The 22,824-nt window shown below is 37.6% G+C and carries 24 protein-coding genes; 19 read left to right on the top strand and 5 right to left on the bottom strand.

The genetic code is table 11. From position 1 onward, the window contains the following. The first annotated feature begins 70 nt into the window (after nucleotides 1-70). Nucleotides 71-1,549: an IMP dehydrogenase gene (gene guaB / locus QM847_RS07510; RefSeq protein WP_414354807.1), complete on the top strand. Its 1,479-nt coding sequence runs from the start codon at nucleotides 71-73 to the stop codon at nucleotides 1,547-1,549. A 65-nt stretch (nucleotides 1,550-1,614) separates the two neighbouring features. Here the strand turns inward: guaB and recF are convergent, their stop codons facing one another. Both recF and yaaA read right to left on the bottom strand, forming a co-directional pair. Further along, nucleotides 1,615-2,706: a DNA replication/repair protein RecF gene (recF, locus tag QM847_RS07505; RefSeq protein WP_269797890.1), complete on the bottom strand. Its 1,092-nt coding sequence runs from the start codon at nucleotides 2,704-2,706 to the stop codon at nucleotides 1,615-1,617. Between the two features lie 2 nt (nucleotides 2,707-2,708). Further along, nucleotides 2,709-3,068 carry a S4 domain-containing protein YaaA gene (yaaA, locus tag QM847_RS07500; RefSeq protein WP_269797889.1) on the bottom strand — a complete coding sequence of 120 codons (360 nt, stop codon included), beginning with the start codon at nucleotides 3,066-3,068 and terminating at the stop codon, nucleotides 2,709-2,711. 161 nt (nucleotides 3,069-3,229) lie between these two features. On the opposite strand from yaaA, the gene yfmF reads away from it, so the two are divergent. The 12 genes from yfmF to tsf all read left to right on the top strand — a co-directional run bounded on the left by yfmF (nucleotide 3,230) and on the right by tsf (nucleotide 14,383). Beyond that, the gene (yfmF, locus tag QM847_RS07495) at nucleotides 3,230-4,480 is read left to right on the top strand and encodes an EF-P 5-aminopentanol modification-associated protein YfmF (RefSeq protein WP_269797888.1); all 1,251 of its coding nucleotides are present in this window, start codon (nucleotides 3,230-3,232) and stop codon (nucleotides 4,478-4,480) included. Beyond that, a complete protein-coding gene (gene yfmH, locus QM847_RS07490; protein ID WP_414354805.1) occupies nucleotides 4,477-5,760 on the top strand; it encodes an EF-P 5-aminopentanol modification-associated protein YfmH in 1,284 nt (427 codons plus the stop codon). Before yfmF ends, yfmH begins: the two co-directional genes overlap by 4 nt. A gap of 39 nt (nucleotides 5,761-5,799) precedes the next feature. Further along, nucleotides 5,800-6,627, top strand: a complete 828-nt coding sequence (gene rodZ, locus QM847_RS07485) for a cytoskeleton protein RodZ (RefSeq protein ID WP_414354803.1) — start codon at nucleotides 5,800-5,802, stop codon at nucleotides 6,625-6,627. A gap of 11 nt (nucleotides 6,628-6,638) precedes the next feature. After that, the gene (gene pgsA / locus QM847_RS07480) at nucleotides 6,639-7,178 is read left to right on the top strand and encodes a CDP-diacylglycerol--glycerol-3-phosphate 3-phosphatidyltransferase (protein WP_414354801.1); all 540 of its coding nucleotides are present in this window, start codon (nucleotides 6,639-6,641) and stop codon (nucleotides 7,176-7,178) included. A 2-nt stretch (nucleotides 7,179-7,180) separates the two neighbouring features. Continuing rightward, nucleotides 7,181-8,008, top strand: coding sequence for an energy-coupling factor ABC transporter ATP-binding protein (locus QM847_RS07475; RefSeq protein WP_414354799.1), 828 nt, complete (start codon nucleotides 7,181-7,183; stop codon nucleotides 8,006-8,008). Then, on the top strand, nucleotides 7,993-8,832 hold the full coding sequence (locus tag QM847_RS07470) for an energy-coupling factor transporter ATPase (protein ID WP_414345986.1): 840 nt from the start codon (nucleotides 7,993-7,995) through the stop codon (nucleotides 8,830-8,832). Before QM847_RS07475 ends, QM847_RS07470 begins: the two co-directional genes overlap by 16 nt. After that, nucleotides 8,825-9,619 (top strand): energy-coupling factor transporter transmembrane component T family protein, encoded by a 795-nt coding sequence (locus QM847_RS07465; RefSeq protein ID WP_414354797.1) that lies wholly within the window; start codon nucleotides 8,825-8,827, stop codon nucleotides 9,617-9,619. The genes QM847_RS07470 and QM847_RS07465 overlap by 8 nt, the downstream gene beginning before the upstream one ends. A gap of 28 nt (nucleotides 9,620-9,647) precedes the next feature. Beyond that, the gene (gene mreC, locus QM847_RS07460; protein ID WP_414354795.1) at nucleotides 9,648-10,469 is read left to right on the top strand and encodes a rod shape-determining protein MreC; all 822 of its coding nucleotides are present in this window, start codon (nucleotides 9,648-9,650) and stop codon (nucleotides 10,467-10,469) included. After that, nucleotides 10,466-10,960, top strand: coding sequence for a rod shape-determining protein MreD (gene mreD, locus QM847_RS07455; protein ID WP_414354794.1), 495 nt, complete (start codon nucleotides 10,466-10,468; stop codon nucleotides 10,958-10,960). Before mreC ends, mreD begins: the two co-directional genes overlap by 4 nt. 91 nt (nucleotides 10,961-11,051) lie before the next feature. Continuing rightward, nucleotides 11,052-12,251 carry a peptidoglycan hydrolase PcsB gene (gene pcsB, locus QM847_RS07450; RefSeq protein WP_414354792.1) on the top strand — a complete coding sequence of 400 codons (1,200 nt, stop codon included), beginning with the start codon at nucleotides 11,052-11,054 and terminating at the stop codon, nucleotides 12,249-12,251. 230 nt (nucleotides 12,252-12,481) lie between these two features. Continuing rightward, nucleotides 12,482-13,264: a 30S ribosomal protein S2 gene (rpsB, locus tag QM847_RS07445; RefSeq protein ID WP_269797878.1), complete on the top strand. Its 783-nt coding sequence runs from the start codon at nucleotides 12,482-12,484 to the stop codon at nucleotides 13,262-13,264. Between the two features lie 78 nt (nucleotides 13,265-13,342). Continuing rightward, on the top strand, nucleotides 13,343-14,383 hold the full coding sequence (gene tsf / locus QM847_RS07440) for a translation elongation factor Ts (RefSeq protein ID WP_414354789.1): 1,041 nt from the start codon (nucleotides 13,343-13,345) through the stop codon (nucleotides 14,381-14,383). Nucleotides 14,384-14,471: 88 nt separating this feature from the next. Here the strand turns inward: tsf and cysK are convergent, their stop codons facing one another. From cysK to QM847_RS07425, 3 genes are all read right to left on the bottom strand, one after another. Then, the gene (gene cysK / locus QM847_RS07435) at nucleotides 14,472-15,398 is read right to left on the bottom strand and encodes a cysteine synthase A (protein WP_414354787.1); all 927 of its coding nucleotides are present in this window, start codon (nucleotides 15,396-15,398) and stop codon (nucleotides 14,472-14,474) included. Nucleotides 15,399-15,494: 96 nt separating this feature from the next. Beyond that, nucleotides 15,495-15,938 carry a PH domain-containing protein gene (locus QM847_RS07430; RefSeq protein ID WP_414354785.1) on the bottom strand — a complete coding sequence of 148 codons (444 nt, stop codon included), beginning with the start codon at nucleotides 15,936-15,938 and terminating at the stop codon, nucleotides 15,495-15,497. 13 nt (nucleotides 15,939-15,951) lie between these two features. After that, entirely contained in the window at nucleotides 15,952-16,587 is a 636-nt protein-coding gene (locus QM847_RS07425) for a YigZ family protein (RefSeq protein WP_414354783.1), read from the bottom strand. A gap of 55 nt (nucleotides 16,588-16,642) precedes the next feature. Here QM847_RS07425 and QM847_RS07420 point away from each other — a divergent pair, with 55 nt between their 5' ends. From QM847_RS07420 to QM847_RS07395, 6 genes are all read left to right on the top strand, one after another. Further along, nucleotides 16,643-17,941: a DEAD/DEAH box helicase gene (locus QM847_RS07420; RefSeq protein WP_414354781.1), complete on the top strand. Its 1,299-nt coding sequence runs from the start codon at nucleotides 16,643-16,645 to the stop codon at nucleotides 17,939-17,941. Further along, nucleotides 17,938-18,600, top strand: a complete 663-nt coding sequence (locus tag QM847_RS07415) for a ComF family protein (RefSeq protein WP_414354779.1) — start codon at nucleotides 17,938-17,940, stop codon at nucleotides 18,598-18,600. Before QM847_RS07420 ends, QM847_RS07415 begins: the two co-directional genes overlap by 4 nt. Nucleotides 18,601-18,679: 79 nt before the next feature. Next, entirely contained in the window at nucleotides 18,680-19,228 is a 549-nt protein-coding gene (gene hpf, locus QM847_RS07410; RefSeq protein WP_414354777.1) for a ribosome hibernation-promoting factor, HPF/YfiA family, read from the top strand. A gap of 216 nt (nucleotides 19,229-19,444) precedes the next feature. Continuing rightward, nucleotides 19,445-20,653, top strand: coding sequence for an acyl-CoA dehydrogenase family protein (locus tag QM847_RS07405; RefSeq protein ID WP_269797871.1), 1,209 nt, complete (start codon nucleotides 19,445-19,447; stop codon nucleotides 20,651-20,653). Nucleotides 20,654-20,756: 103 nt separating this feature from the next. After that, nucleotides 20,757-21,605 (top strand): 3-hydroxybutyryl-CoA dehydrogenase, encoded by an 849-nt coding sequence (locus QM847_RS07400; RefSeq protein ID WP_075565162.1) that lies wholly within the window; start codon nucleotides 20,757-20,759, stop codon nucleotides 21,603-21,605. 18 nt (nucleotides 21,606-21,623) lie between these two features. Next, entirely contained in the window at nucleotides 21,624-22,802 is a 1,179-nt protein-coding gene (locus tag QM847_RS07395; protein ID WP_075565159.1) for an acetyl-CoA C-acetyltransferase, read from the top strand. Nucleotides 22,803-22,824 lie beyond the last annotated feature (22 nt).

Raw genomic sequence — 22,824 nt, 5'->3', positions numbered from 1 at the left:
CATAGAATGGTATGATAGATACAATACAAAAAGCGTCTAGCTCAATAAAGAAAGAAAAGAGGAAACTTCAATGTCTAATTGGGACACTAAATTTTTGAAAAAAGGTTTTACCTTTGATGATGTATTGCTAATTCCAGCAGAGAGTCATGTGTTGCCTAATGATGCGGATTTAACAACAAAATTAGCAGATAATTTGACTTTAAATATCCCAATTATTACAGCTGCAATGGACACTGTAACAGAAAGCCAAATGGCCATTGCAATCGCGCGTGCAGGTGGACTCGGAGTTATCCATAAAAATATGTCTATCGAACAACAGGCAGATGAAGTTCGTAAGGTAAAACGTTCTGAAAATGGTGTTATCATTGATCCATTCTTCTTGACTCCGGAACATACAATCGCTGAAGCAGATGAACTCATGGGCCGTTACCGTATCAGTGGTGTTCCAGTGGTTGAAACTCTTGAAAATCGTAAGTTAATTGGTATTTTGACCAACCGAGATCTGCGTTTTATTTCTGACTACAATCAACCAATTTCAAAACACATGACTAGTGAAAACTTAGTTACTGCTCCGGTTGGTACAGACTTAAAAACTGCAGAGAGTATTCTTCAAGAACACCGTATTGAGAAATTACCTCTAGTTGATGATGAAGGACGTCTATCAGGTTTAATCACCATTAAAGATATTGAAAAAGTGATTGAGTTCCCAAATGCGGCAAAAGATGAATTCGGTCGTCTTTTAGTTGCTGGTGCGGTAGGTGTTACTTCTGACACATTTGAACGTGCAGAAGCCCTCTTTGAAGCAGGGGCGGATGCCATTGTCATCGATACAGCACACGGACACTCTGCAGGGGTTCTCCGTAAAATCGCTGAAATTCGTGCGCACTTTCCAGACCGTACATTGATTGCTGGGAACATCGCTACTGCTGAAGGAGCACGTGCTCTTTATGATGCAGGTGTTGACGTTGTTAAAGTCGGTATTGGCCCAGGTTCAATCTGTACAACTCGTGTTATTGCTGGTGTAGGAGTTCCTCAAGTAACAGCAATTTACGATGCAGCAGCAGTTGCGCGTGAATACGGAAAAACTATCATTGCTGACGGTGGTATTAAGTATTCTGGAGATATTGTAAAAGCTCTTGCGGCTGGCGGCAATGCAGTTATGCTAGGTTCAATGTTTGCAGGAACTGATGAAGCTCCTGGTGAGACTGAAATTTATCAGGGACGTAAGTTCAAGACATACCGTGGTATGGGTTCAATTGCAGCTATGAAAAAAGGGTCAAGTGATCGCTACTTCCAAGGTGCTGTAAATGAAGCTAACAAACTAGTTCCAGAAGGAATTGAAGGTCGTGTTGCTTATAAAGGTGCAGCAGCTGACATCGTCTTCCAAATGGTTGGTGGTATTCGCTCTGGTATGGGCTATTGTGGTGCAGCAAACCTTAAGGAGTTACATGACAATGCTCAGTTTATCGAAATGTCAGGGGCTGGCCTCAAAGAAAGTCATCCACATGATGTTCAAATTACTAATGAGGCACCAAATTACTCGTTATAGTAAAAAATTAAAAAATCTCCTAACTAAAATAGGAGATTTTTTGTTTATTTACAGATATGTAAATTTTAATTTACAGAGACTTGACCATTATTTACTTTAAAGATGCTAAGGTTGTCAGGTAAATTTTGAAGATGCTCTAAACTAGTAGTGGTAATAAAGGTTTGAATGTTGTGTGAAATGGTTTCTAATAATTTAAGTTGACGGTTGTTGTCAAGTTCGCTCATGACATCGTCAAGTAATAAAATAGGAGATTCCTGAGTGATACTTTCCATTAGTTCAATTTCTGCAAGTTTGATGGAAAGAACAAGACTACGGTGTTGTCCTTGACTACCGAAACTTGCTTCCATTCTATTAATGAAAAAAATCATGTCATCTCTATGAGGACCAACCCCAGTGTTCTTTTTAAAGATATCCCTTGATCTACTTTTCTTCAAACTTGATGTAAAACTGTCAACTAAGTCCACCTTGTCAATAAAGTTTACAGAAGATTGATACTTGATTGACAACTCTTCTAGCTGGTCTGATATTTCAAAATGTTTTTTTCGACCAAATGATTCAAGCTTTTTGATAAAGTCTAATCGATGAAGCATCACGCGACAACCATATTCTACTAACTGATCGTCAAGAACTGATAGAAAGGTTTCGTCAATATTTTGTGTTGATTTTAAATAAGTATTTCTCTGTTTAAGTACATGATTATAACTTGACAAGTCTGACAAGTATATCGGTTTGATTTGACCCAGCTCCATATCTATAAATCTACGTCTAATGGCTGGTGCTCCTTTTACAAGCTGTAAATCTTCTGGTGCAAATAAGACAACATTCATATGTCCGATATAATCAGAAAGACGAGCTTGTTTTAAGTGATTCACTTTAGTGATGCGTCCTTTTGGAGTTAAGTCAATTTCAAGTGGTACTGTTGTAGTCCTTTTTTGTAGGATTCCAGACACCTGAAGATTCTCTTCTTCAAATTGGATGAGATTTTTGTCTGAATTGGTTCGATGACTACGTGTCAGGGATAGGAAGTAAATACTTTCAAGAAGATTCGTTTTTCCTTGAGCGTTTCGACCAACAAAAACGTTTAATTTAGGGTTAAACTCTATATTGGTATTATTGTAATTTCTAAATTGTTTGATGGATAAGTTTTTGAGCCACATACTTATCTACCTGGGAAACGTGGAGCAGTTTTATTTTGGGTTGGGTTAGTCTTTTTCGTTTTGACCTTCTTGTTCATTTCTTTGACAAGTTTAGCTACACGTTCTTTCTCAAGTTTTTCTAGTTTATACTCTTCTATTTCATCAATGCTAGGTTGGACTATACTGATGTGGAGTTGCATTTTGGGAATCTCGATAGAATCTCCAATTCGTATTTTTTTCCCTCGACGATTTTCTAATTCTCCGTTAAAATAAACGATATTCTCAGCTAAAAAGGATTTAATAGCCCCGCCACTTTGTATAATACCAAGCTCTTTCAAAAGTGCTTGGAGAGTGATAAATTCTTCAAATAATTTGTATTCCATAGTACACCTCGATCTTTGGTATTATATCATATTTTACTATAAATAACAGAGCGTGACCTTTTCTAAATTGAAATGGAATTTTATTGAAAAAGAAATAAAGAGAATAAGAAAATTTTCCTGTTTCGTGGTATAATAGAACTCTATGTATAAGGAGGTAAAATATGGAGTTGGTTCCAGGAATTGCAGTGCGTTTTATCCAATCTAAACAATTTAAAACTAATAAAATAACAGTGCGTTTCACAGCTCCATTGTCTCTTGAAACAATTTCAAGTCGCATGTTAATTGCAAGCATGTTGGAAACTGCCAATAAGTCTTTTCCAACTGCTCAACTTTTTAGAAAACATTTAGCAGGCTTGTATGGAACAGATTTGTCTTCTCATGCATACAGGAGAGGACAAAGTCATCTTGTAGATGTTAGTTTCACTTATGTAAGGGATGAATTTTTAAGCAAGAAAAATGTCTTAACTTCACAAATTTTAGATTTATTAAGTCAGATTCTATTTTCTCCCTTGACAGACGATGAAGGATTTGAAAAAAACACATTTGAGATTGAGAAAAAGCAGGTTTTAGCTAGATTAGAGTCAGAATTTGAAGATCCATTTTTCTTTGCTCACAAAGAACTAGATCATTTATATTTTGAAGATCCTTCTATGCAATTAGTTCCTGAGGATTTGATTACTAGAATATCAGAAGAATCTCCAAACACGAGTTTTACTAGCTTTCAAAAGATGCTTCAAGAAGATCGAATTGATATTTTCTTCTTAGGTGATTTTAATGAAATTGAGATTTTAGAATATATAAAACAAACACCCTTTACAGATCGTCAACGAACTGTAAATATTCAGTACCAGCAACCTTATTCGAACGTGATAAAAGAGAATCTTGTTCGAAAAAGTTTAGGACAATCAATCATAGAAATGGCTTATCATTGTTCTGTAGGGTACGGGGATGAACAACAGATGGCTATGATTGTTGTTAATGGTTTACTAGGAGCTTTTCCTCATTCTAAAATGTTTACGGTGATTCGAGAAAAAGAGGCTCTAGCTTATACTATTTCTAGCCATATAGATTTTTTTAGTGGATGTTTACGTTTATATGCTGGAATTGATCGTAATAATCGAAACAGAGTAAGAAAACTGATGAACCAACAATTGCAAGATATTAAAAATGGGAAATTTACAGATTTAGAGATTGATCAAACGAAAAAAATGATTAAGCGATCTTTGATGTTGGCTCAAGACAATCAAGATTCAATTTTAGATCGCACCTATTTGCGTCATTATTTTGGGAAAAAAGCTTTGGATATCCCTACCATGCTAGAGAAATTAGAGTTGATCGGAAAAAATGAGATTTGTGAGGCTGCAAGTAATCTAAAATTACAGGCCATTTACTTTATGGAAGGAGTAGAATGACAAAAGTTGAGTTTAACAAAAAATACTACCCTGCTATTAAGGAGACTCTATATCAAGTAACTTTAGAAAATGGATTGACAGTTTCTTTGTTACCTAAGAAGGATTACAAAGAGATTTACGGCGTTGTAAATGTTCATGTCGGATCGATTGACACAGAGTTTACAACACCTAGTAAAGAGTTTAAAACTTTTCCTCACGGAGTTGCACATTTTTTAGAGCACAAGTTATTTGAAAGAGAAAATGCGGGAGATATTATGGCGGCATTTACAGCATTGGGAGCTGAAAGCAACGCCTTTACAAGTTTTACACATACAAGTTATTTATTTTCTGCTACTGATCATGTTATTGAGTGTTTGGAATTACTCAAGGAGCTTGTAACTAAAATTAATATATCTGAAGAATCTGTTGAGCGAGAGAAAGATATTATTGAGCAAGAAAGAGAAATGTATTTAGATGATCCTGACTCATGTTTATTCTTTAGAACTTTGGCAAATCTTTATCCAGAAACACCTTTAGCAGCTGATATAGTTGGTACGGAAATGTCTATTCAGGAAATTTCGGTAAGTGATTTAGAGGAAAATTTCAGGTGGTTTTACACCCCTGTAAATACAAATATTTTTCTGGTAGGTAATTTTGAACTTGAAATCTTGAAAGAATATTTTCTTAAAAATTATAGAACTAGTGAAAGATTTGAAAAGATTGTTAAAAACAAGGTTGCTTTACACCCTGTAAATAAGATCGACAGCATTCGAATGGATGTTACCTCTCCAAAATTAGCAATTGGGCTACGTAGCAATTTAGATTTTGACAATAAAGATTGTTATCGTTATAGTATCTTGTTGAGAGCTCTATTTACAATGATGTTTGGCTGGACTTCACAAAGGTACCAAAATTTATATGAAACTGGTAAGATCGATTCGTCTTTATCTTTAGAAATTGAGATTAATAAACGTTTTAACTTCCTAATGTTAACTATGGAAACCAAGGAACCTCTTGCCCTTTCTCATCTTTTTCGTAAAGCTATTCAGGAATTTGAAAGAGATAATGATATCTCAGAGGACCATTTAGATTTAGTTAAAAGTGAATTATATGGGGAATTTATTCATAATTTAAACTCTTTAGATTTTATTGCGACTCAGTATCAACCTTCTAAAGAGGGTTCAACCCTATTTGATTTACCTAAAATTATACAAGAAATGACTTTGGAAGATGTTCTTGAGGTTGGGCATCATTTTATTGATAATAGTGATATGGTAGATTTTACAATTTTACCATTATAGTAAACAATAAGAATATACTTGAAAGTAGGAGTGTTAAGTATGAGAAAAAAAACGATTGGTGAAGTCTTGCGGTTAGCTAGAATTAGCCAAGGGTTAAGTTTAGAGGAATTGCAAAGAAAGACTGATATTCAACTAGACTTGTTAGAAGCGTTGGAAACAGATAATTTTGATAAATTACCAAATCTTTTTTATACGCGATCATTTTTAAGGAAATATGCTTGGGCTGTTGAACTTGACGAAAATATTATTCTAGATGCCTATGATTCTGGTAGCATGATTACATATGAAGAAATCGATGTTGATGAGATTGAACTTTCAGGACGTAGACGTTCAAATCGAAAAAACCAATCTTATCTTCCTCTGTTCTATTTCCTTGTCTTTTCATTATCTATAATAGCTTTTGTGGTCTATTATGTCTGGAATTACATCCAAACACAACCCATAAAAACATCTGAAGCTAGTTATAGTGTTATTACAACGACTGTACCTGATTCTACTAGTGAAGTGACAAGTAGTAGTCAATCTACTACTGAAACAAGTGTTAATAAAACGTCTGCAGTGACGGTTTCTGGAGAAGGTGATACAATCTCAGTAGTATATAAAACTTCTAAAGAAACTGCCGAGCTCCAACTTTCTGTAAAAGATACTCAAAGTTGGGTGAGTGTTTCGGATACTGACTTGGCAGGAGGTGTTACTCTTGCTGCAGGTAAACAGACAGCCACAACTACAATTTCTAAAAAAACTCCCGTAACAATAACTTTAGGCGTTGTCAAAGGAGTAAGCTTGAAAATAGATAATCAAGAAATAGATACATCAAAATTAACCGGACAGACAGGATGGATAAGTTTGACTATTAGTCCAAATTAAGAAAGGTAAACATGAAAAAAGAGAATATTCCTAACATACTTACGATAGGTAGAATTTTATTTATACCCATTTTTATTCTTCTTCTATCATTTGGTGAGTCTCATTTATTACATGGAATAGCGGCCATTATTTTTTCAATCGCGAGTATAACAGATTATTTAGATGGGTATTTGGCTAGAAAATGGGGAGTTGTTAGCAATTTTGGCAAGTTTGCGGATCCTATGGCTGATAAATTACTGGTGATGTCTGCATTTATCATGTTGGTTGGTTTAAATATGGCTCCTGCTTGGGTTGTTGCCATAATTATTTGTCGAGAGCTTGCAGTTACAGGACTACGCTTGCTGCTGGTCGAGACAGGTGGTACAGTTCTAGCTGCTGCAATGCCAGGTAAAATTAAGACATTTAGTCAGATGTTTGCGATTATTTTCTTATTGTTTCATTGGAATTTTCTAGGACAACTGACGCTGTATATAGCACTATTCTTTACTATCTATTCAGGATATGATTACTTTAAAGGAAGTGCCTATTTATTTAAAGGAACCTTTCGTTAAAAATGGAAAACATTATTGAAATTAAAGATTTAGCTTTTCGTTACCAAATGAACCAAGAGCATTATGATGTTAATCATGTATCGTTTCACGTGAAACGTGGAGAGTGGCTGTCTATTGTTGGTCATAATGGAAGCGGTAAATCGACAACAGTTCGCTTGATAGATGGCTTGCTTGAGGCTGAGTCAGGAGAAATTTGGATAGACGGTGATCTTTTAACTCCCGAAAATGTCTGGGAAAAGAGACGTAAAATTGGAATGGTTTTTCAAAATCCGGACAACCAATTTGTTGGAGCCACTGTGGAAGACGATGTTGCTTTTGGCTTGGAAAATCAAGGAATTTCGCTGGATCAAATGCAAAAACGAGTAACAGAGGCGCTTTCCTTGGTAGGAATGGAAGAATTTCATAAAAAAGAACCTGCGCGTTTGTCTGGTGGGCAAAAACAAAGAGTAGCGATTGCTGGTGTAGTAGCTTTGCGCCCTGATATTTTGATTTTAGATGAATCAACAAGTATGCTTGATCCAGAGGGGCGATTGGAACTAATCAAAATCGTCCAAGAAATTCGAAAAGATCATCAAATGACTGTTATTTCTATTACTCATGATTTGGAAGAAGTTGCCATGAGCGATCGTGTTCTGGTTATGAAAAAGGGTCAAGTCGAATCAACAAGTAGCCCGAGAGAATTGTTTTCTCGAAGTGATTTAGACAAAATTGGGTTAGACCAACCTTTTGTGAACCAATTGAGACAGTCATTACGCGAGAGCGGCTTGAATTTACCTGATTCGTACATGACTGAGGATGAGCTAGAGGAGGCGTTATGGGAATTACTCTAGAAAATGTTAGTTATATTTATCAGAATGGAACGCCGTTTGCCTCTACAGCTCTATCTGATGTTAGTTTAACAATCAAGGATGGTTCTTACACTGCCCTGATTGGACATACAGGGAGTGGAAAGTCGACAATACTACAATTACTGAACGGTTTGTTAGTTCCAACAGATGGGGAAGTTCGTGTCTTTGATACGCTGATTACCCCCACATCGGTAAATAAAGAAATTCGACAAATTCGTAAGCAAGTTGGCTTAGTTTTTCAGTTTGCTGAAAACCAAATTTTTGAAGAGACTGTTCTCAAAGATGTGGCCTTTGGCCCTCAAAACTTTGGAGTTTCTAGGGAAGAAGCAGAGACTATTGCGCGTGAAAAATTAGCCCTGGTCGGAATTGATGAATCCCTCTTTGAACGTAGTCCTTTTGAATTATCAGGTGGACAGATGAGACGTGTAGCAATTGCTGGAATTTTGGCTATGGAGCCTAGAATCTTAGTGTTAGATGAACCAACAGCGGGATTGGATCCGATTGGTAGAAAAGAGTTGATGAACTTGTTTAAAAAACTCCATCAAGATGGAATAACAATCGTCTTGGTGACACATCTTATGGATGATGTGGCAGAATATGCTGATCAAGTTTATGTGATGGAAAAAGGAAGATTAGTCAAAAGTGGAGAACCAAGCTTTGTTTTTCAAGATATTGATTTTATGGAGAAAATACAGTTAGGTGTTCCAAAAATTACAAGATTTGCACAAAAATTAATTAAAAGAGGGGCTACTTTTAAGCAATTACCTATAACGATAGAGGAGTTCAAGGAGTTCATAAATGGATAATATGATTTTAGGTCGATACATACCTGGGGACTCGATTATTCATCGTTTGGATCCTCGAAGTAAGTTATTGGCAATGTTTTTGCTGATTGTTATAAGTTTTTGGGCTAATAATCCTATTACAAATTTGATTCTGTTTGTTGTTACTGGCATTTTTGTTAGTTTATCAGGAGTACCTTTGTCCTTTTTTATAAAAGGTTTGCGTTCGATGTTCTTTCTGATAGCTTTCACAACTATTTTCCAGTTGTTCTTCATATCAGGTGGTCAGGTATTATGGGAAATAGGTTTTATTAAGATTACCAGTCATGGAGTTGAACAAGCAGGAGTAATCTTTTGTAGGTTTGTATTGATTATCTTTTTCTCGACTTTACTAACCTTGACTACTATGCCACTAAGCTTAGCAACGGCTGTTGAATCCTTGTTAAGTCCTTTGAAGAGATTCAAAGTCCCAGTTCATGAGATAGGGCTCATGCTGTCAATGAGCTTGCGTTTTGTGCCAACCTTGATGGATGATACTATTCGAATCATGAATGCTCAAAAGGCGCGTGGAGTTGATTTTGGTGAAGGAAGCATTATTCAAAAGGTCAAAGCAATGATTCCTATTTTGATTCCATTGTTTGCAACTAGTTTGAAACGTGCAGATTCTCTAGCGACTGCTATGGAGGCTAGAGGCTATCAGGGTGGTGTTGGAAGAAGTCAATATCGACAATTAAGTTGGATGAGAAAAGATAGCATTGCCCTCATTTTGATAAGTCTATTGGGGATATTATTATTTATATTAAAATCCTGAAGTAAAGTAAAAAATATAAGGTAGATGTATGAATCGTTTTAAAAAATCAAAGTATATCATCGTCCTATTTGCCGTAGTGATAATTGTTGGAGTATTTTTAGTAACAACAAAATCAAGTACATTTGTGACAAAAGCGAGTGATGGCCTTTCGCTTATTGACAGAATAGTGGAAAAACCATTTCAGTGGTTGTCTTCTGTAAAATCTGATTTAGGACATTTAACTAGAACCTACAATGAAAATGAGACTCTCAAAAGCGAATTCTATCGTATGAAAAAAGAGTCTAATGAATCAGAAAGTCTAAAAGAAGAGAATGAACAACTACGCCAATTGTTAGAAATGAAGTCAAAATTAAACGTTACCAAGTTGATTGCTACGGATGTGATTATGAGAACTCCCGCTACTTGGAAGCAAGAATTGACAGTTGACGCAGGATCTACAACAGGCGTTACTAGTAATATGCTTGTTGTAGCTGGCGGCGGGCTTATTGGTAGTGTTGAAAAGGTTGAAGAGCATTCAACCATCGTCAATTTGTTAACAAATGCTGAGAACACTGATAAAATTTCAGTAAAAATTCAGCATGAATCTAGTAGCATTTACGGAATTATCGTTGGCTATGATAAGGGAAAAGAGCTACTTAAGATTAGCCAGCTAAATAGTAGTGGCGATATCAGTCAAGGGGACAAGGTGACGACCAGTGGTTTAGGAAACTTTAATGCAGCAGACATTCCTGTTGGGGAAGTAGTTTCTGTGACTCATAGTAGCGATTATCTGACAAGAGAAGTTATGGTTAAGCTTTATGCTGACTCGATGAATGTGAAGGTTGTAGAGCTAGTGGGGAATCCATCATGAGACAGTTGAAACAGATAGGAATGTTTATCCTCTTGCCCCTTATTTTGTTAATAGATAGCCATTTAGGACAATTTGTAAATAGTTTTTTTCCTCATTTTCATATTATTAGTCATTTTATTTTTATATTCCTATTATTTGAGACGATTGAAGTCTCTGAGTATTTATTTTTGGCTTATTGCTTGGTTCTAGGTGTCATATACGATATTTATTTCTTTCATTTAATAGGATTAGCAAGCCTTCTTTTTATTATAGTTGGTGCTATTGTTTATAAAAATAATTCTGTCATATTGTTAAATAGATGGACTAGAATGTTAGCAATACTGGTGATGACTTTCTTATTTGAATTTGGTGGCTTTATGCTTGCGCAGGCTATTGGATTAACATCTGAAAGCCTAACATTTTTTATAATCTATAGTTTGGTGCCAACCATGATCTTAAATTTTATTTGGATGTTAGTTTTTCAGTTTGTTTTTGAAAAAATATATCTATAATAAAGAAATAAAACTGTAATAAAGGCGTAATATTTATTAAGCCTTTTTTTGATATACTAGTAATGTCTTAAAAGAAGGAGTATATACCAATATGAAGAAAAAAATCTTAGCGTCACTTTTATTAAGTACAGTATTAGTTTCACAAGGAGCAATCCTTTCAACAGTAAAAGCTGACAATACAGACGATAAAATTGCTGCTCAAGATAGTAAAATTAGTTCTTTGACAGCGCAACAAGCAGAAGCTCAAAAGCAAGTTGATCAAATTCAAGAGCAAGTTTCAGCAATTCAAACTGAACAAGAAAAATTACAAGCTGAAAATGAAACTCTACAAGCAGAATCTAAGCAACTTGAAGGAGAAATCACTGAGTTATCAAAAAATATCGTAGCTCGCAATGCTTCTCTTGAAAACCAAGCTCGTAGCGCACAAACTAATGGAACTGCTACAAGTTATATCAACACAATTATTAACTCAAACTCAATCACAGAAGCTATTTCTCGTGTTGCTGCAATGAGTGAAATTGTATCTGCTAACAACAAAATGTTGGAACAACAAAAAGAAGATAAAAAAGCTATTGCTGAAAAACAAGTGGCAAACAACGAAGCTATTAATACAGTTATTGCTAACCAACAAACACTTGCTGACGATGCTCAAGTTTTGACAACTAAACAAGCAGAATTAAAAGTTGCTGAATTGAACCTTGCAGCTGAGAAAGCTACAGCTGAGGGCGAAAAAGCTAGTTTGTTAGAGAAAAAAGCAGCGGCAGAAGCAGAAGCAAAAGCAGCAGCTGAGGCAGAAGCAGCTTATAAAGCCCAACAAGCTAGTCAACGTCAATCTGTAGTCGCATCTGCTAACACTACACTAGTAGCACAAGTACAAGCTACAGCAGCATCTTCTTCTGCATCATCTGAGGGAGAAGCGCCAACACCTGTCGCAACACCTGCACCAGCAAGACAACGTCCTACATACAGCACCAATGCTTCAAGCTATCCTGTTGGAGAATGTACATGGGGAGCTAAAACATTAGCGCCTTGGGCTGGAGACTACTGGGGTAATGGTGGACAGTGGGCTGCAAGTGCAGCAGCTGCCGGCTTCCGTACAGGTTCTACACCGCAAGTAGGAGCTATCGCTTGTTGGAATGATGGTGGTTATGGACACGTTGCAGTCGTTACAGCTGTTGAGTCTTCATCACGTATCCAAGTATCAGAATCAAACTATGGTGGAAACCGTACAATCGGAAATCACCGTGGATGGTTCAATCCAGGTGCAGTAACATACATCTATCCAAACTAAAAAATACTGAGACTCGTATTGAGTCTCTTTTTAATTTTTGTTTAGTTAGGATAGCAGTTTTTAATAGAAAATAATTTAAAATAACTTGAAAAATACGATAAACTATGGTAAAATGAAACTTGTCGTGTAAACGATAATACTCATTCTTGATGAATTGTGAAACTGTTGCCCTCGGGTCGTTTTGCAAGCTGAAATCGAGAAGAGGAAAAAACAAAAAAGGAGAAATACTCATGGCAGTAATTTCAATGAAACAACTTCTTGAGGCTGGTGTACACTTCGGTCACCAAACTCGTCGCTGGAACCCTAAGATGGCTAAGTACATCTTCACTGAGCGTAACGGAATCCACGTTATCGACTTGCAACAAACTGTAAAATACGCTGACCAAGCATACGACTTTATGCGTGATGCTGCAGCGAACGATGCAGTTGTATTGTTTGTTGGTACTAAGAAACAAGCCGCTGATGCAGTTGCAGAAGAAGCTGTTCGTGCAGGTCAATACTTCATCAACCACCGTTGGTTGGGTGGAACTCTTACAAACTGGGGAACAATCCAAAAACGTATCGCTCGTTTGAAAGAAATCAAACGTATGGAAGAAGAAGGAATCTTCGACGTTCTTCCTAAGAAAGAAGTTGCACTTCTTAACAAACAACGCGCTCGTCTTGAAAAATTCTTGGGTGGTATCGAAGACATGCCTCGCATCCCAGATGTAATGTACGTAGTTGACCCACATAAAGAGCAAATCGCTGTTAAAGAAGCTAAAAAATTGGGTATCCCAGTTGTAGCGATGGTTGACACAAACACGGATCCAGATGATATCGATGTAATCATCCCAGCTAACGATGACGCTATCCGCGCAGTTAAGTTGATCACAGCTAAATTGGCAGACGCTATCATCGAAGGTCGCCAAGGTGAAGATGCTGTAGCAGCAGTTGAAGCAGAATTTGCAGCTTCAGAAGCTCAAGCAGACTCAATCGAAGAAATCGTTGAAGTTGTTGAAGGTGACAACGCTTAATTCGTATAAATAGTAATTACCTAGGAGGGCGGGGCTTAGCCCTGCTCTCCTATTTTTAAAAAATATAGGAGAATCAAAATGGCAGAAATTACAGCTAAACTTGTTAAAGAGTTGCGTGAAAAATCTGGTGCTGGTGTTATGGACGCTAAGAAAGCATTGGTCGAAGTTGAAGGTGATATCGAAAAAGCGATTGAATTGCTTCGCGAAAAAGGTATGGCTAAGGCAGCTAAGAAAGCTGACCGTGTTGCAGCTGAAGGTTTGACTGGTGTATTTGTTAACGGTAACGTTGCAGCAGTAGTTGAAGTAAATGCTGAAACTGACTTCGTTGCGAAAAACGCTCAATTCGTTGAGTTGGTAAATGCTACAGCTAAAGTCATCGCTGAAGGTAAACCAGCTAACAACGAAGAAGCTCTTGCTTTGACAATGCCTTCAGGAGAAACTCTTGAAGCTGCATACGTATCTGCAACAGCAACTATCGGAGAAAAAATCTCATTCCGTCGTTTTGCTTTGCTTGAAAAAACAGATGCACAACACTTCGGTGCCTACCAACACAACGGCGGACGTATCGGTGTTATCTCTGTAATCGAAGGCGGAGACGAAGCGCTTGCTAAACAAATCTCAATGCACATCGCTGCGATGAAACCAACAGTTCTTTCATACAAAGAATTGGACCCTCAATTCGTTAAAGATGAGTTGGCACAATTGAACCACGTAATCGATCAAGATAACGAAAGTCGCGCTATGGTTAACAAACCAGCACTTCCACACTTGGCATATGGATCTAAAGCTCAATTGACTGATGAAGTTATTGCTAAAGCTGAAGAAGATATCAAAGCTGAGTTGGCTGCAGAAGGTAAACCAGAAAAAATCTGGGATAAAATCATTCCAGGTAAAATGGATCGCTTCATGCTTGACAACACTAAAGTTGACCAAGCATACACACTTCTTGCACAAGTCTACATCATGGATGACAGCAAGACAGTTGAAGCATACCTTGAATCAGTTAACGCTTCAGTAGTTGAGTTCGCTCGCTTTGAAGTTGGTGAAGGTATCGAGAAAGCTGCAAATGACTTTGAAGCTGAAGTTGCAGCTACGATGGCAGCAGCTTTGAATAACTAATAATAAAAAGAGGAAGCAGATTTGCTTCCTTTTTCTTTTATAAAAAAATTAAAAAGCCCTTTAACAAGGGCTTGGTGTATTTAGGAGACTAGACTTCAAACTCATAGAGTGCTGTAGATAGGTAACGTTCTCCGTTATCTGGTGCAAGTGCAAGGACTTTTTTACCTGCTCCAAGTTTTTTAGCAACTTCGATTGCTGCATAGATAGCTGCGGCAGAAGAAATACCTACCAAGAAACCTTCTTTTCCACCGATTTCACGGCCAAGGGCTAAAGCATTGTCTGATGTTACGCGAACGATACCATCGTAAGCTTTCGTATCAAGTGTTTCTGGAATGAATCCTGCAGATATACCTTGAATTTTGTGAGGTCCTGGTTTTTCACCTGATAAGATTGCTGACTCGTCTGCCTCAACTGCAAAAACTTGAATGTCTGAATTAGCCGATTTAAGAGCATGAGAGACACCAGAAATAGTTCCTCCAGTACCAACACCAGCAACAAAGGCATCTAAACCATCAGCTCCGAAAGCAGCTAGAATTTCAGCTCCTGTTGTTCTTTCGTGGACAGCTGGATTAGCTGGGTTGTTAAATTGTAACGGAAGGAAACCATCGCGCTCGTCTGCAATTTCTTGAGCTTTAGCAATCGCACCTTTCATACCTTCGCTACCAGGAGTAAGGACTAGTTCAGCACCATAAGCTTGGATGATTTTACGGCGTTCAACACTCATTGTTTCAGGTATAACGATGACAACTTTATAACCTTTAGCAGCACCAACCCATGAAAGTCCGATACCAGTATTTCCGCTAGTGGCTTCTACAATTGTAGTCCCTGGTTTGAGTTTGCCATCTTTTTCAGCTTGCTCAATCATACTAAGAGCGATGCGGTCTTTAACGGATGAACCTGGGTTAAAAGCTTCTAGTTTTACGTAAATGTCTGCTGCACCTTCTGGTACAATATGATTTAGTTTGACAATAGGAGTCTGTCCCACTAATTCAGTAATATTATTGTATATAGCCATGTGAATACCTCTTTTTGTAAGTTGTACCTAGTATAACCCTATCAAGACTATTTGTAAAATATAGAAATCCTATCGAAGCGATAGGATTTTTTTATATCAATGATCCAAACCGTTAATTCTAAGACGATTTTGGTAAGCTAGCTCTAACAGATAAGTATAGAGTGGAATAAGATCGGATTTCTTTGGAAATTCAAATTTGATAGAGTTTGAGTGTTCACGATGGGCTTTTAGGAAGACATTTTCTAAATAAGTAATAGTCATTTCACTGTCATCGATTCCAACGCCAGCGGTTTCCAATTCAACATTGACAATGTTCATGAGGAAGATGGATTTGACAGATACTTTTTTTCCAGTAGCTCCCTGTTTGTCCGTAAAGATGATACGAATATTTGTAAAGATGATTGCATCACGAATAAGCTTGTACCCGATTTGGATCTCTTCATTTTCCAGTAGATACTGGCCATACTCCTTAGCTAGAGTTTCTTTGTTTTGTTCGCTAAAATTTCCAGCAAGTCCATTGATTAATTTTCCAAATACCATATTTTTCTCCTTTTTAAGCTAAGTCAACAGGAACTTCAACTTCTCGTAAACCTTTATCTACTAAAATTACCTTCCCATTATAAAATTCTATGAGTTCTGTTTTTATATGTTCTTTATTTTCTTTATCTACAAAAACCATGGTTTCAACTTGATCCGTAAAGTTGGTTTCAATCTCCATAAGATGATGTTCTTTCAGAAAGTTGCCATATTCTTGATATTGAGCATAAGTCATTTGAATCTGAATTCCTGCTTGCTCTTTGATTTCAATGATGCCAATTTCTTTGACAGCCAAGGCGACACTTCCTGCATAAGCGCGTATCAAACCACCAGCTCCTAACTTGATACCCCCAAAGTAGCGAGTAACAACTACACAGACATTGGTAAGGTTATGATTTTCTAAAACACCCAGCATAGGGACACCGGCTGTTCCGCTAGGTTCTCCATCATCACTTGTACGTTTGATTTCACTTCGTTCGCCGATTATAAAGGCAGAGCAGTTATGAGTAGCCTTGTAGTGTTCTTTTTTGATAGCAGTAATAAAGTCACGCGCCTCTTCCTCACTATAGACACGCTTTGCATGGCAAATAAAGCGAGACTTTTTGATTTCTTCTTGGACTTGTCCGTCTTCTTTAATTGTTCTAAATTCCATGGTTTAATTGTACTAAAAAATAGTATAAATCGCTAGTTTTTCCGAACATATAAGTATGAAAGTTAATCCAAATTACCTTGGTCGTCTATTTACTGAACAAGAATTGAGTCTCGAAGAGCGGCAACTGGCTAGACTGCTTCCTTCTATGAGAAGAGAGAAAGGACAACTAGTTTGTCAGCGTTGTGGCAGCATGGTTGAGGAAGAGTGGCATCTGCCTGTTGGAGCCTTTTATTGTCGAGAGTGTTTGATTATGAAGAGAGTTAGAAGTGATGAGTCCCTTTATTATTTCCCTCAAGAAGATTTTCCGAGACAAGATGTTCTCAACTGGTCTGGACAATTAACGCCTTTTCAAGAACAGGTGTCAAAGGGTTTGCTCCAAGCAGTAGATAAGAAGGAACCTAGCTTAGTTCATGCAGTTACGGGCGCTGGAAAGACAGAGATGATCTACCAAGTTGTTGCTAAAGTAATTAATAGGGGTGGAGCAGTCTGTCTGGCAAGTCCAAGAATAGATGTTTGCTTAGAGTTATATAAGCGGCTACAGAGTGATTTTACCTGTAAAATTTCTCTACTACATGGTGAATCAGAGCCCTACTTTCGGACTCCCTTAGTTGTTGCAACGACACACCAGTTACTAAAATTCTATCAAGCTTTTGATTTATTAATAGTTGATGAAGTGGATGCTTTTCCTTATGTAGACAATCCCATACTGTATCATGCTGTCAATAACTGTGTAAAAGAAAGTGGTTTGAAAATTTTTTTGACGGCTACTTCAACAGATGAGTTAGATAAGAAGGTCAAGCAAGGAGAATTGAAGCGTCTTAGTTTGCCAAGACGTTTTCACGGCAATCCTTTAATTATTCCAAAGCCCGTCTGGTTGTCGAATTTTGATAAATATTTACAAAAGAATCGCTTAGTTCCCAAATTACGGCGCTATATTGAGAAACAAAGAAAAACTGGTTATCCCTTGCTCTTATTTGCATCAGAAATTGAGAAGGGAGAAAGATTAAAGGAAATCTTAAAAGTTACCTTTCCTGATGAGAAAATTGGTTTTGTTTCGTCTACAACAGAGAACCGCCTGGAACAAGTACAAGCTTTTCGCGATAAAGAATTTACCATTTTGATAAGCACAACCATTTTGGAACGTGGAGTTACTTTTCCTTGTGTGGATGTTTTTGTTATAGAAGCCAATCATCAACTCTTTACCAAGTCTAGTTTAATACAAATTGGTGGACGAGTAGGTAGAAGTGTGGACCGGCCAACAGGTGAGCTAATTTTCTTTCATGATGGGGTCAACAAATCTATCAAGAAAGCCATAAAGGAAATCAAAGAGATGAATCAGGAGGCAGGTCTATGAAATGTCTATTATGTGGACAAGATTTGGAAACGGAGTTATCATTCACGAGTTTGTTGCTTCTCAAAAAAGAAGAGACATATACCTGCTCCGCTTGTTTTATTCAGTTTGAAAGAATTAGTCCTGAACACTGCCCAACGTGTTTTAAGGAGGGGGAGACAAGTCCCTGCCAGGATTGTCAGTATTGGTATAAAGAAGGGATTCAAGTAGAGCATGAAGCTGTTTTTACTTATAATAAGTCCATGAAGGATTATTTTCAGAGATATAAATTTGATGGAGATTATCTACTAAGGAAGGTATTTACAAAAGTTCTTTGCCAAGAATTTCAAAAATATAAAGATTATCAGCTTGTGTTTATTCCGCTTAGCAAGGAGAGATTACAGCAAAGGGGATTTAATCAAGTAGAAGGTTTAATAGAGGGAACGGGGATTTCTTATCACGATATTATGGATAAAAAAGAAGTCAAAGCCAGTTCATCTATGAAGCGTTCAGACCGTTTGCGAGCAGAATTTCCCTTTGTTATCAAAGAGGGAGTGGAGATACCAGACAAGATTTTACTGTTTGATGATGTCTATACAACAGGCGCCACAATAAATCGTATGAAAAAGATGCTGATAGAAGCTGGTTGTCAGAAAATTAAAACATTTTCCCTCGTAAGATGAGGAAAAAGATTGCAAAAAGATTATGAAAGCGTTATAATAAATGTAGAAAAACAAATATGTTTAGAAAGAAGGTACTTATATGATTAAATATAGTATCCGTGGTGAAAACCTAGAAGTAACTGAAGCAATTCGTGATTATGTAGTTTCTAAACTCGAAAAGATCGAAAAATACTTCCAAGCAGATCAAGAATTAGATGCGCGTGTCAACTTGAAAGTCTATCGTGAAAAAACTGCTAAGGTAGAAGTAACGATTCCACTTGGTTCTATTACCCTTCGTGCAGAAGATGTTTCTCAGGATATGTATGGATCTATCGACCTAGTGACAGATAAGATTGAACGTCAAATCCGTAAAAACAAAACAAAGATTGAGCGTAAAAACAGAAATAAAGTATCTACAAGTCAGCTGTTCACAGATGCTTTGGTTGAAGATACAGATATATCACAACCAAAAGTTGTTCGTTCAAAACAAATTGATTTGAAACCAATGGATTTAGAAGAAGCCATTCTACAAATGGACTTGCTAGGACATGATTTCTTCATCTACGTAGATGTTGAAGATGAATCAACAAATGTAATCTATCGTCGTGAAGATGGAGATATCGGTCTTCTAGAAGTAAAAGAATCATAAGATATTGTCGTTTAATATATAAGTGGGCTGTTGAAAGCAGCCCACTTATTTGATTTTACAAAGATATAAGTTGGAGTATTAACTCAACTTATAGGGCCATTTACTTTAATTAAGTAGACAAAAGAAAGCGCTTTAAGTTAAAATAGTCATGTCAACAAATATTGAGCGTAAAAATGTAAGCGCTCTAAAATTAATTTATTACAAAGGAGTCCACAGATGGCAACTAAAGAAGAAATCTTGCGCGAATTATATCCAGAGGATCTATTCCACTATGCAGATGGTTTAACATTGGGAGAAGCAGAAGTTTTACAAGAAACTCGTCGTTTGATTGAAAAACACCTTCGTCCTGTAATTAATGAATATTGGGAAGCACCTGATTTCCCATTCGAACAATTTTACGCTGTAGCAAAAGGCGCACAAATCATGAACAACCCTAAATTGTTCGAAGGAAGAGAAGGAAGCTACAAACCATCAGAACTTTACATCGCATTCTTGTACCTTGAATTAGGTCGTTTCGATGCTTCTATGGCAACATTCTTCACAGTACATGGTGGACTTTGCTACAACACAATCTTGCTTGGTGGTGATGAGCGTCAACAAAAAGAATTCCTTCCTAAATTGGCTGCATTTGACTGGCAAGGATGTTTCGCTTTGACTGAGCCATTGTCAGGTTCTGACATCGCTGGTGGTCTTGCTACAACAGCTGAGCGCGTTGGAGATAAATGGATCTTGAACGGTGAAAAACGTTGGATCGGTGGATCAGACACAGCTGACGTTGTTCCAGTATTCGCTCGCGACGTTGAAGATGGACGCGTGAAATGTTTCATCGTTCGTAAAGGTGCTCCAGGATACCACGCTGAGCCAATTCCTCACAAAGCTGCTCTTCGTTGCGTACGTAATGGTCACATTACTATGAAGAATGTTGAAGTTCCAGATTCAGACCGTTTGGTAAACATTAACGGTTTTGCTGATGTAGCTCGTATCTTGACATTTACTCGTGCTGACGTTGCTCACATTGCAACTGCAATCACTTGTGGTTCATTTGTTGCAGCTCTTAAATATGCTAAAGACCGTCAACAATTCAAACGTCCAATCGCTTCATTCCAGATCGTTCAAGAAAAATTGGCTAGAATGCAAGCTAACGCTGTAGCAGCACTTTCTTACTCAGCACGTATCGCAGAAATGCAAGAAGCTGGTAACGAATTGATGCTTAACTCTGCACTTGCTAAAATGCATAACTCATTGGTAATGCGTGAAACAGTTGCTCTTGCACGTGAAACATGTGGTGGTAACGGAATCACTCTTGAAACTGACGTAGCTCGCTTCTTCGCAGATGCTGAAGCAATTTACACTTACGAAGGTTCTCACGAAGTGAACGCATTGATCGTTGGTCGTGAACTCACTGGTATCGGTGCATTCGTATAATTCGTATAATAATGAATTTGGAACGGTTGCTTAGCATTTGCTGAAAGACCGTTCCGATTCTTTCTTTATAAACTTTATATATTAAAATGAAGAGGAGAAAATAATGAGTATTTCTAAAGTAATGATCATTGGTTCTGGTCAAATGGGAGGCGGAATCGCGCAAGTATTCGCTCAATCTGGTTTTACAGTATACCTTAATGACATTAAAGAAGAATTTGTACAAAGAGGGATTGATAACATCTCTAAACAATTGGCTCGTTCAGTAGAAAAAGGACGTATGTCAGAAGAAGAAAAAGGAAAAATCTTGGGTAACTTGATCCCTTCAACTTCTTACGAAGATGCTAAAAACGTTCAATTGGTTATTGAAGCAGCTACAGAAAACAGAGATATCAAACTCAGCATCTTTAAACAATTGGATGAAATCACTGCTCCTGAAACAATTTTGGCTTCTAACACATCATCTCTATCTATTACTGATATTGCTGCGGCTACAGTTCATCAAGAACGTGTAATTGGTATGCACTTCTTCAACCCAGCACCAGTTATGAAGTTGGTTGAAGTCATTCGTGCTCTTCAAACTTCAGATGAAGTTGTAAAAGCAGTTCGTGAATTGACTGAAAAAATTGGTAAAACTGCAGTTGATGTTAAAGACTCTTATGGATTCGTTGTTAACCGTGTGTTGATCCCAATGATTAATGAAGCTATCTTTATCCTTGGTGAAGGTGTTGCTTCTGCAGAAGAAATTGATGAAGCTATGAAATTGGGTGCAAACCATCCAATTGGCCCATTGGCACTTGCTGACTTGATCGGATTGGATGTATGTTTGGCAATCATGGGAGTATTAAATAACGGCTTCGGTGATCCTAAATACCGTCCAGCACCTCTATTGAAGAAAATGGTTGAAGCTGGTAAACTAGGTCGTAAGACTAAAGAAGGATTCTTTAAATACTAAGATTATAAGGAGCAAATAATGAAAGAAGCAGTTATTGTTGCAGCGGTTCGTACACCTCTAGGTGCATTCGGTGGAAGCTTGAAAGATGTTCCTGCTGTTGATTTGGGAAGTTTAGTTATCAAGAGCGCTATCGAAAGAGCTAACTTGAAACCAGAACAAGTTGATGAAGTTATCATGGGTAACGTCCTTGGTGCAGGCCTTGGACAAAACGTTGCACGTCAAATGAGTGTTAACGCGGGTATCCCAGTTGCTTCTCCAGCATTCACTATTAACAAAGTTTGTGGATCTGGTTTGAAAGCAGTTCAATTGGCAGCTCAAGCAGTATTGTGTGGAGATGCAGATATTGTTGTAGCCGGTGGTGCAGAAAATATGAGTCAAGCTCCTTACGTTGTTCAAAACCAACGTTGGGGATCTCGTATGGGAGACTCTAAAGTAGTAGATACTATGCTTCGCGATGGTTTGACAGATGGTTTCGAAGGTTTCCACATGGGGATCACAGCTGAAAACGTTGCTGAACAATACGGAATCACTCGTGAAGACCAAGATAACTTTGCTGTACAATCACAACAACGTGCAGTTGCTGCAATCGAAGCTGGACGCTTTAAAGAAGAAATCGTTCCAGTTGAAATTCCACAACGCCGTGGTGAGCCTATTGTATTTGATACAGATGAGTTCCCAAGAAAAGACGCTTCATTTGAAGGGCTTTCTAAACTTCGTCCAGTATTCAAGAAAGATGGTACTGTAACAGCTGGTAATGCTTCAGGTATCAATGATGGTGCAGCAGCAGTCGTAGTTATGAGTGCTGAAAAAGCTAAAGAATTGGGAGTTCCAGTATTGGCAACTATCAAATCTTACGCAAGCGCTGGTCTTGATCCAAAAGTTATGGGTTGTGGTCCAATCTATGCATCTCGTAAAGCACTTGAAAAAGGTGGATTTACAGTTGCAGATCTTGACTTGGTAGAATCAAACGAAGCATTTGCGGCTCAAGCATGTGCAGTTGGTAAAGAACTAGGTCTTGACCCAGAAAAAGTAAACGTTAACGGTGGAGCTATCGCTCTTGGACACCCAATCGGTGCTTCAGGATGCCGTATCTTAGTTACTCTTCTTCACGAAATGGAAAAACGTGATGCAAAACGTGGTCTTGCTACACTTTGTATCGGTGGAGGAATGGGTACTGCAGTTATCGTAGAACGTTAATTCCTACTTTATTCGATTGACT

This window comes from Streptococcus timonensis, from assembly GCF_047463455.1.
Classification (GTDB): Bacteria; Bacillota; Bacilli; order Lactobacillales; family Streptococcaceae; genus Streptococcus; species Streptococcus timonensis_B.
This window is presented reverse-complemented; position numbering and strand designations above follow the sequence as displayed.

Coding starts and splice junctions, on each gene's coding strand:
- guaB (WP_414354807.1), top strand. CDS start 71: ATGTCTAATTGGGACACTAAATTTTTGAAAAAAGGTTTTACCTTTGAT.
- recF (WP_269797890.1), bottom strand. CDS start 2,706: ATGTGGCTCAAAAACTTATCCATCAAACAATTTAGAAATTACAATAAT.
- yaaA (WP_269797889.1), bottom strand. CDS start 3,068: ATGGAATACAAATTATTTGAAGAATTTATCACTCTCCAAGCACTTTTG.
- yfmF (WP_269797888.1), top strand. CDS start 3,230: ATGGAGTTGGTTCCAGGAATTGCAGTGCGTTTTATCCAATCTAAACAA.
- yfmH (WP_414354805.1), top strand. CDS start 4,477: ATGACAAAAGTTGAGTTTAACAAAAAATACTACCCTGCTATTAAGGAG.
- rodZ (WP_414354803.1), top strand. CDS start 5,800: ATGAGAAAAAAAACGATTGGTGAAGTCTTGCGGTTAGCTAGAATTAGC.
- pgsA (WP_414354801.1), top strand. CDS start 6,639: ATGAAAAAAGAGAATATTCCTAACATACTTACGATAGGTAGAATTTTA.
- QM847_RS07475 (WP_414354799.1), top strand. CDS start 7,181: ATGGAAAACATTATTGAAATTAAAGATTTAGCTTTTCGTTACCAAATG.
- QM847_RS07470 (WP_414345986.1), top strand. CDS start 7,993: ATGGGAATTACTCTAGAAAATGTTAGTTATATTTATCAGAATGGAACG.
- QM847_RS07465 (WP_414354797.1), top strand. CDS start 8,825: ATGGATAATATGATTTTAGGTCGATACATACCTGGGGACTCGATTATT.
- mreC (WP_414354795.1), top strand. CDS start 9,648: ATGAATCGTTTTAAAAAATCAAAGTATATCATCGTCCTATTTGCCGTA.
- mreD (WP_414354794.1), top strand. CDS start 10,466: ATGAGACAGTTGAAACAGATAGGAATGTTTATCCTCTTGCCCCTTATT.
- pcsB (WP_414354792.1), top strand. CDS start 11,052: ATGAAGAAAAAAATCTTAGCGTCACTTTTATTAAGTACAGTATTAGTT.
- rpsB (WP_269797878.1), top strand. CDS start 12,482: ATGGCAGTAATTTCAATGAAACAACTTCTTGAGGCTGGTGTACACTTC.
- tsf (WP_414354789.1), top strand. CDS start 13,343: ATGGCAGAAATTACAGCTAAACTTGTTAAAGAGTTGCGTGAAAAATCT.
- cysK (WP_414354787.1), bottom strand. CDS start 15,398: ATGGCTATATACAATAATATTACTGAATTAGTGGGACAGACTCCTATT.
- QM847_RS07430 (WP_414354785.1), bottom strand. CDS start 15,938: ATGGTATTTGGAAAATTAATCAATGGACTTGCTGGAAATTTTAGCGAA.
- QM847_RS07425 (WP_414354783.1), bottom strand. CDS start 16,587: ATGGAATTTAGAACAATTAAAGAAGACGGACAAGTCCAAGAAGAAATC.
- QM847_RS07420 (WP_414354781.1), top strand. CDS start 16,643: ATGAAAGTTAATCCAAATTACCTTGGTCGTCTATTTACTGAACAAGAA.
- QM847_RS07415 (WP_414354779.1), top strand. CDS start 17,938: ATGAAATGTCTATTATGTGGACAAGATTTGGAAACGGAGTTATCATTC.
- hpf (WP_414354777.1), top strand. CDS start 18,680: ATGATTAAATATAGTATCCGTGGTGAAAACCTAGAAGTAACTGAAGCA.
- QM847_RS07405 (WP_269797871.1), top strand. CDS start 19,445: ATGGCAACTAAAGAAGAAATCTTGCGCGAATTATATCCAGAGGATCTA.
- QM847_RS07400 (WP_075565162.1), top strand. CDS start 20,757: ATGAGTATTTCTAAAGTAATGATCATTGGTTCTGGTCAAATGGGAGGC.
- QM847_RS07395 (WP_075565159.1), top strand. CDS start 21,624: ATGAAAGAAGCAGTTATTGTTGCAGCGGTTCGTACACCTCTAGGTGCA.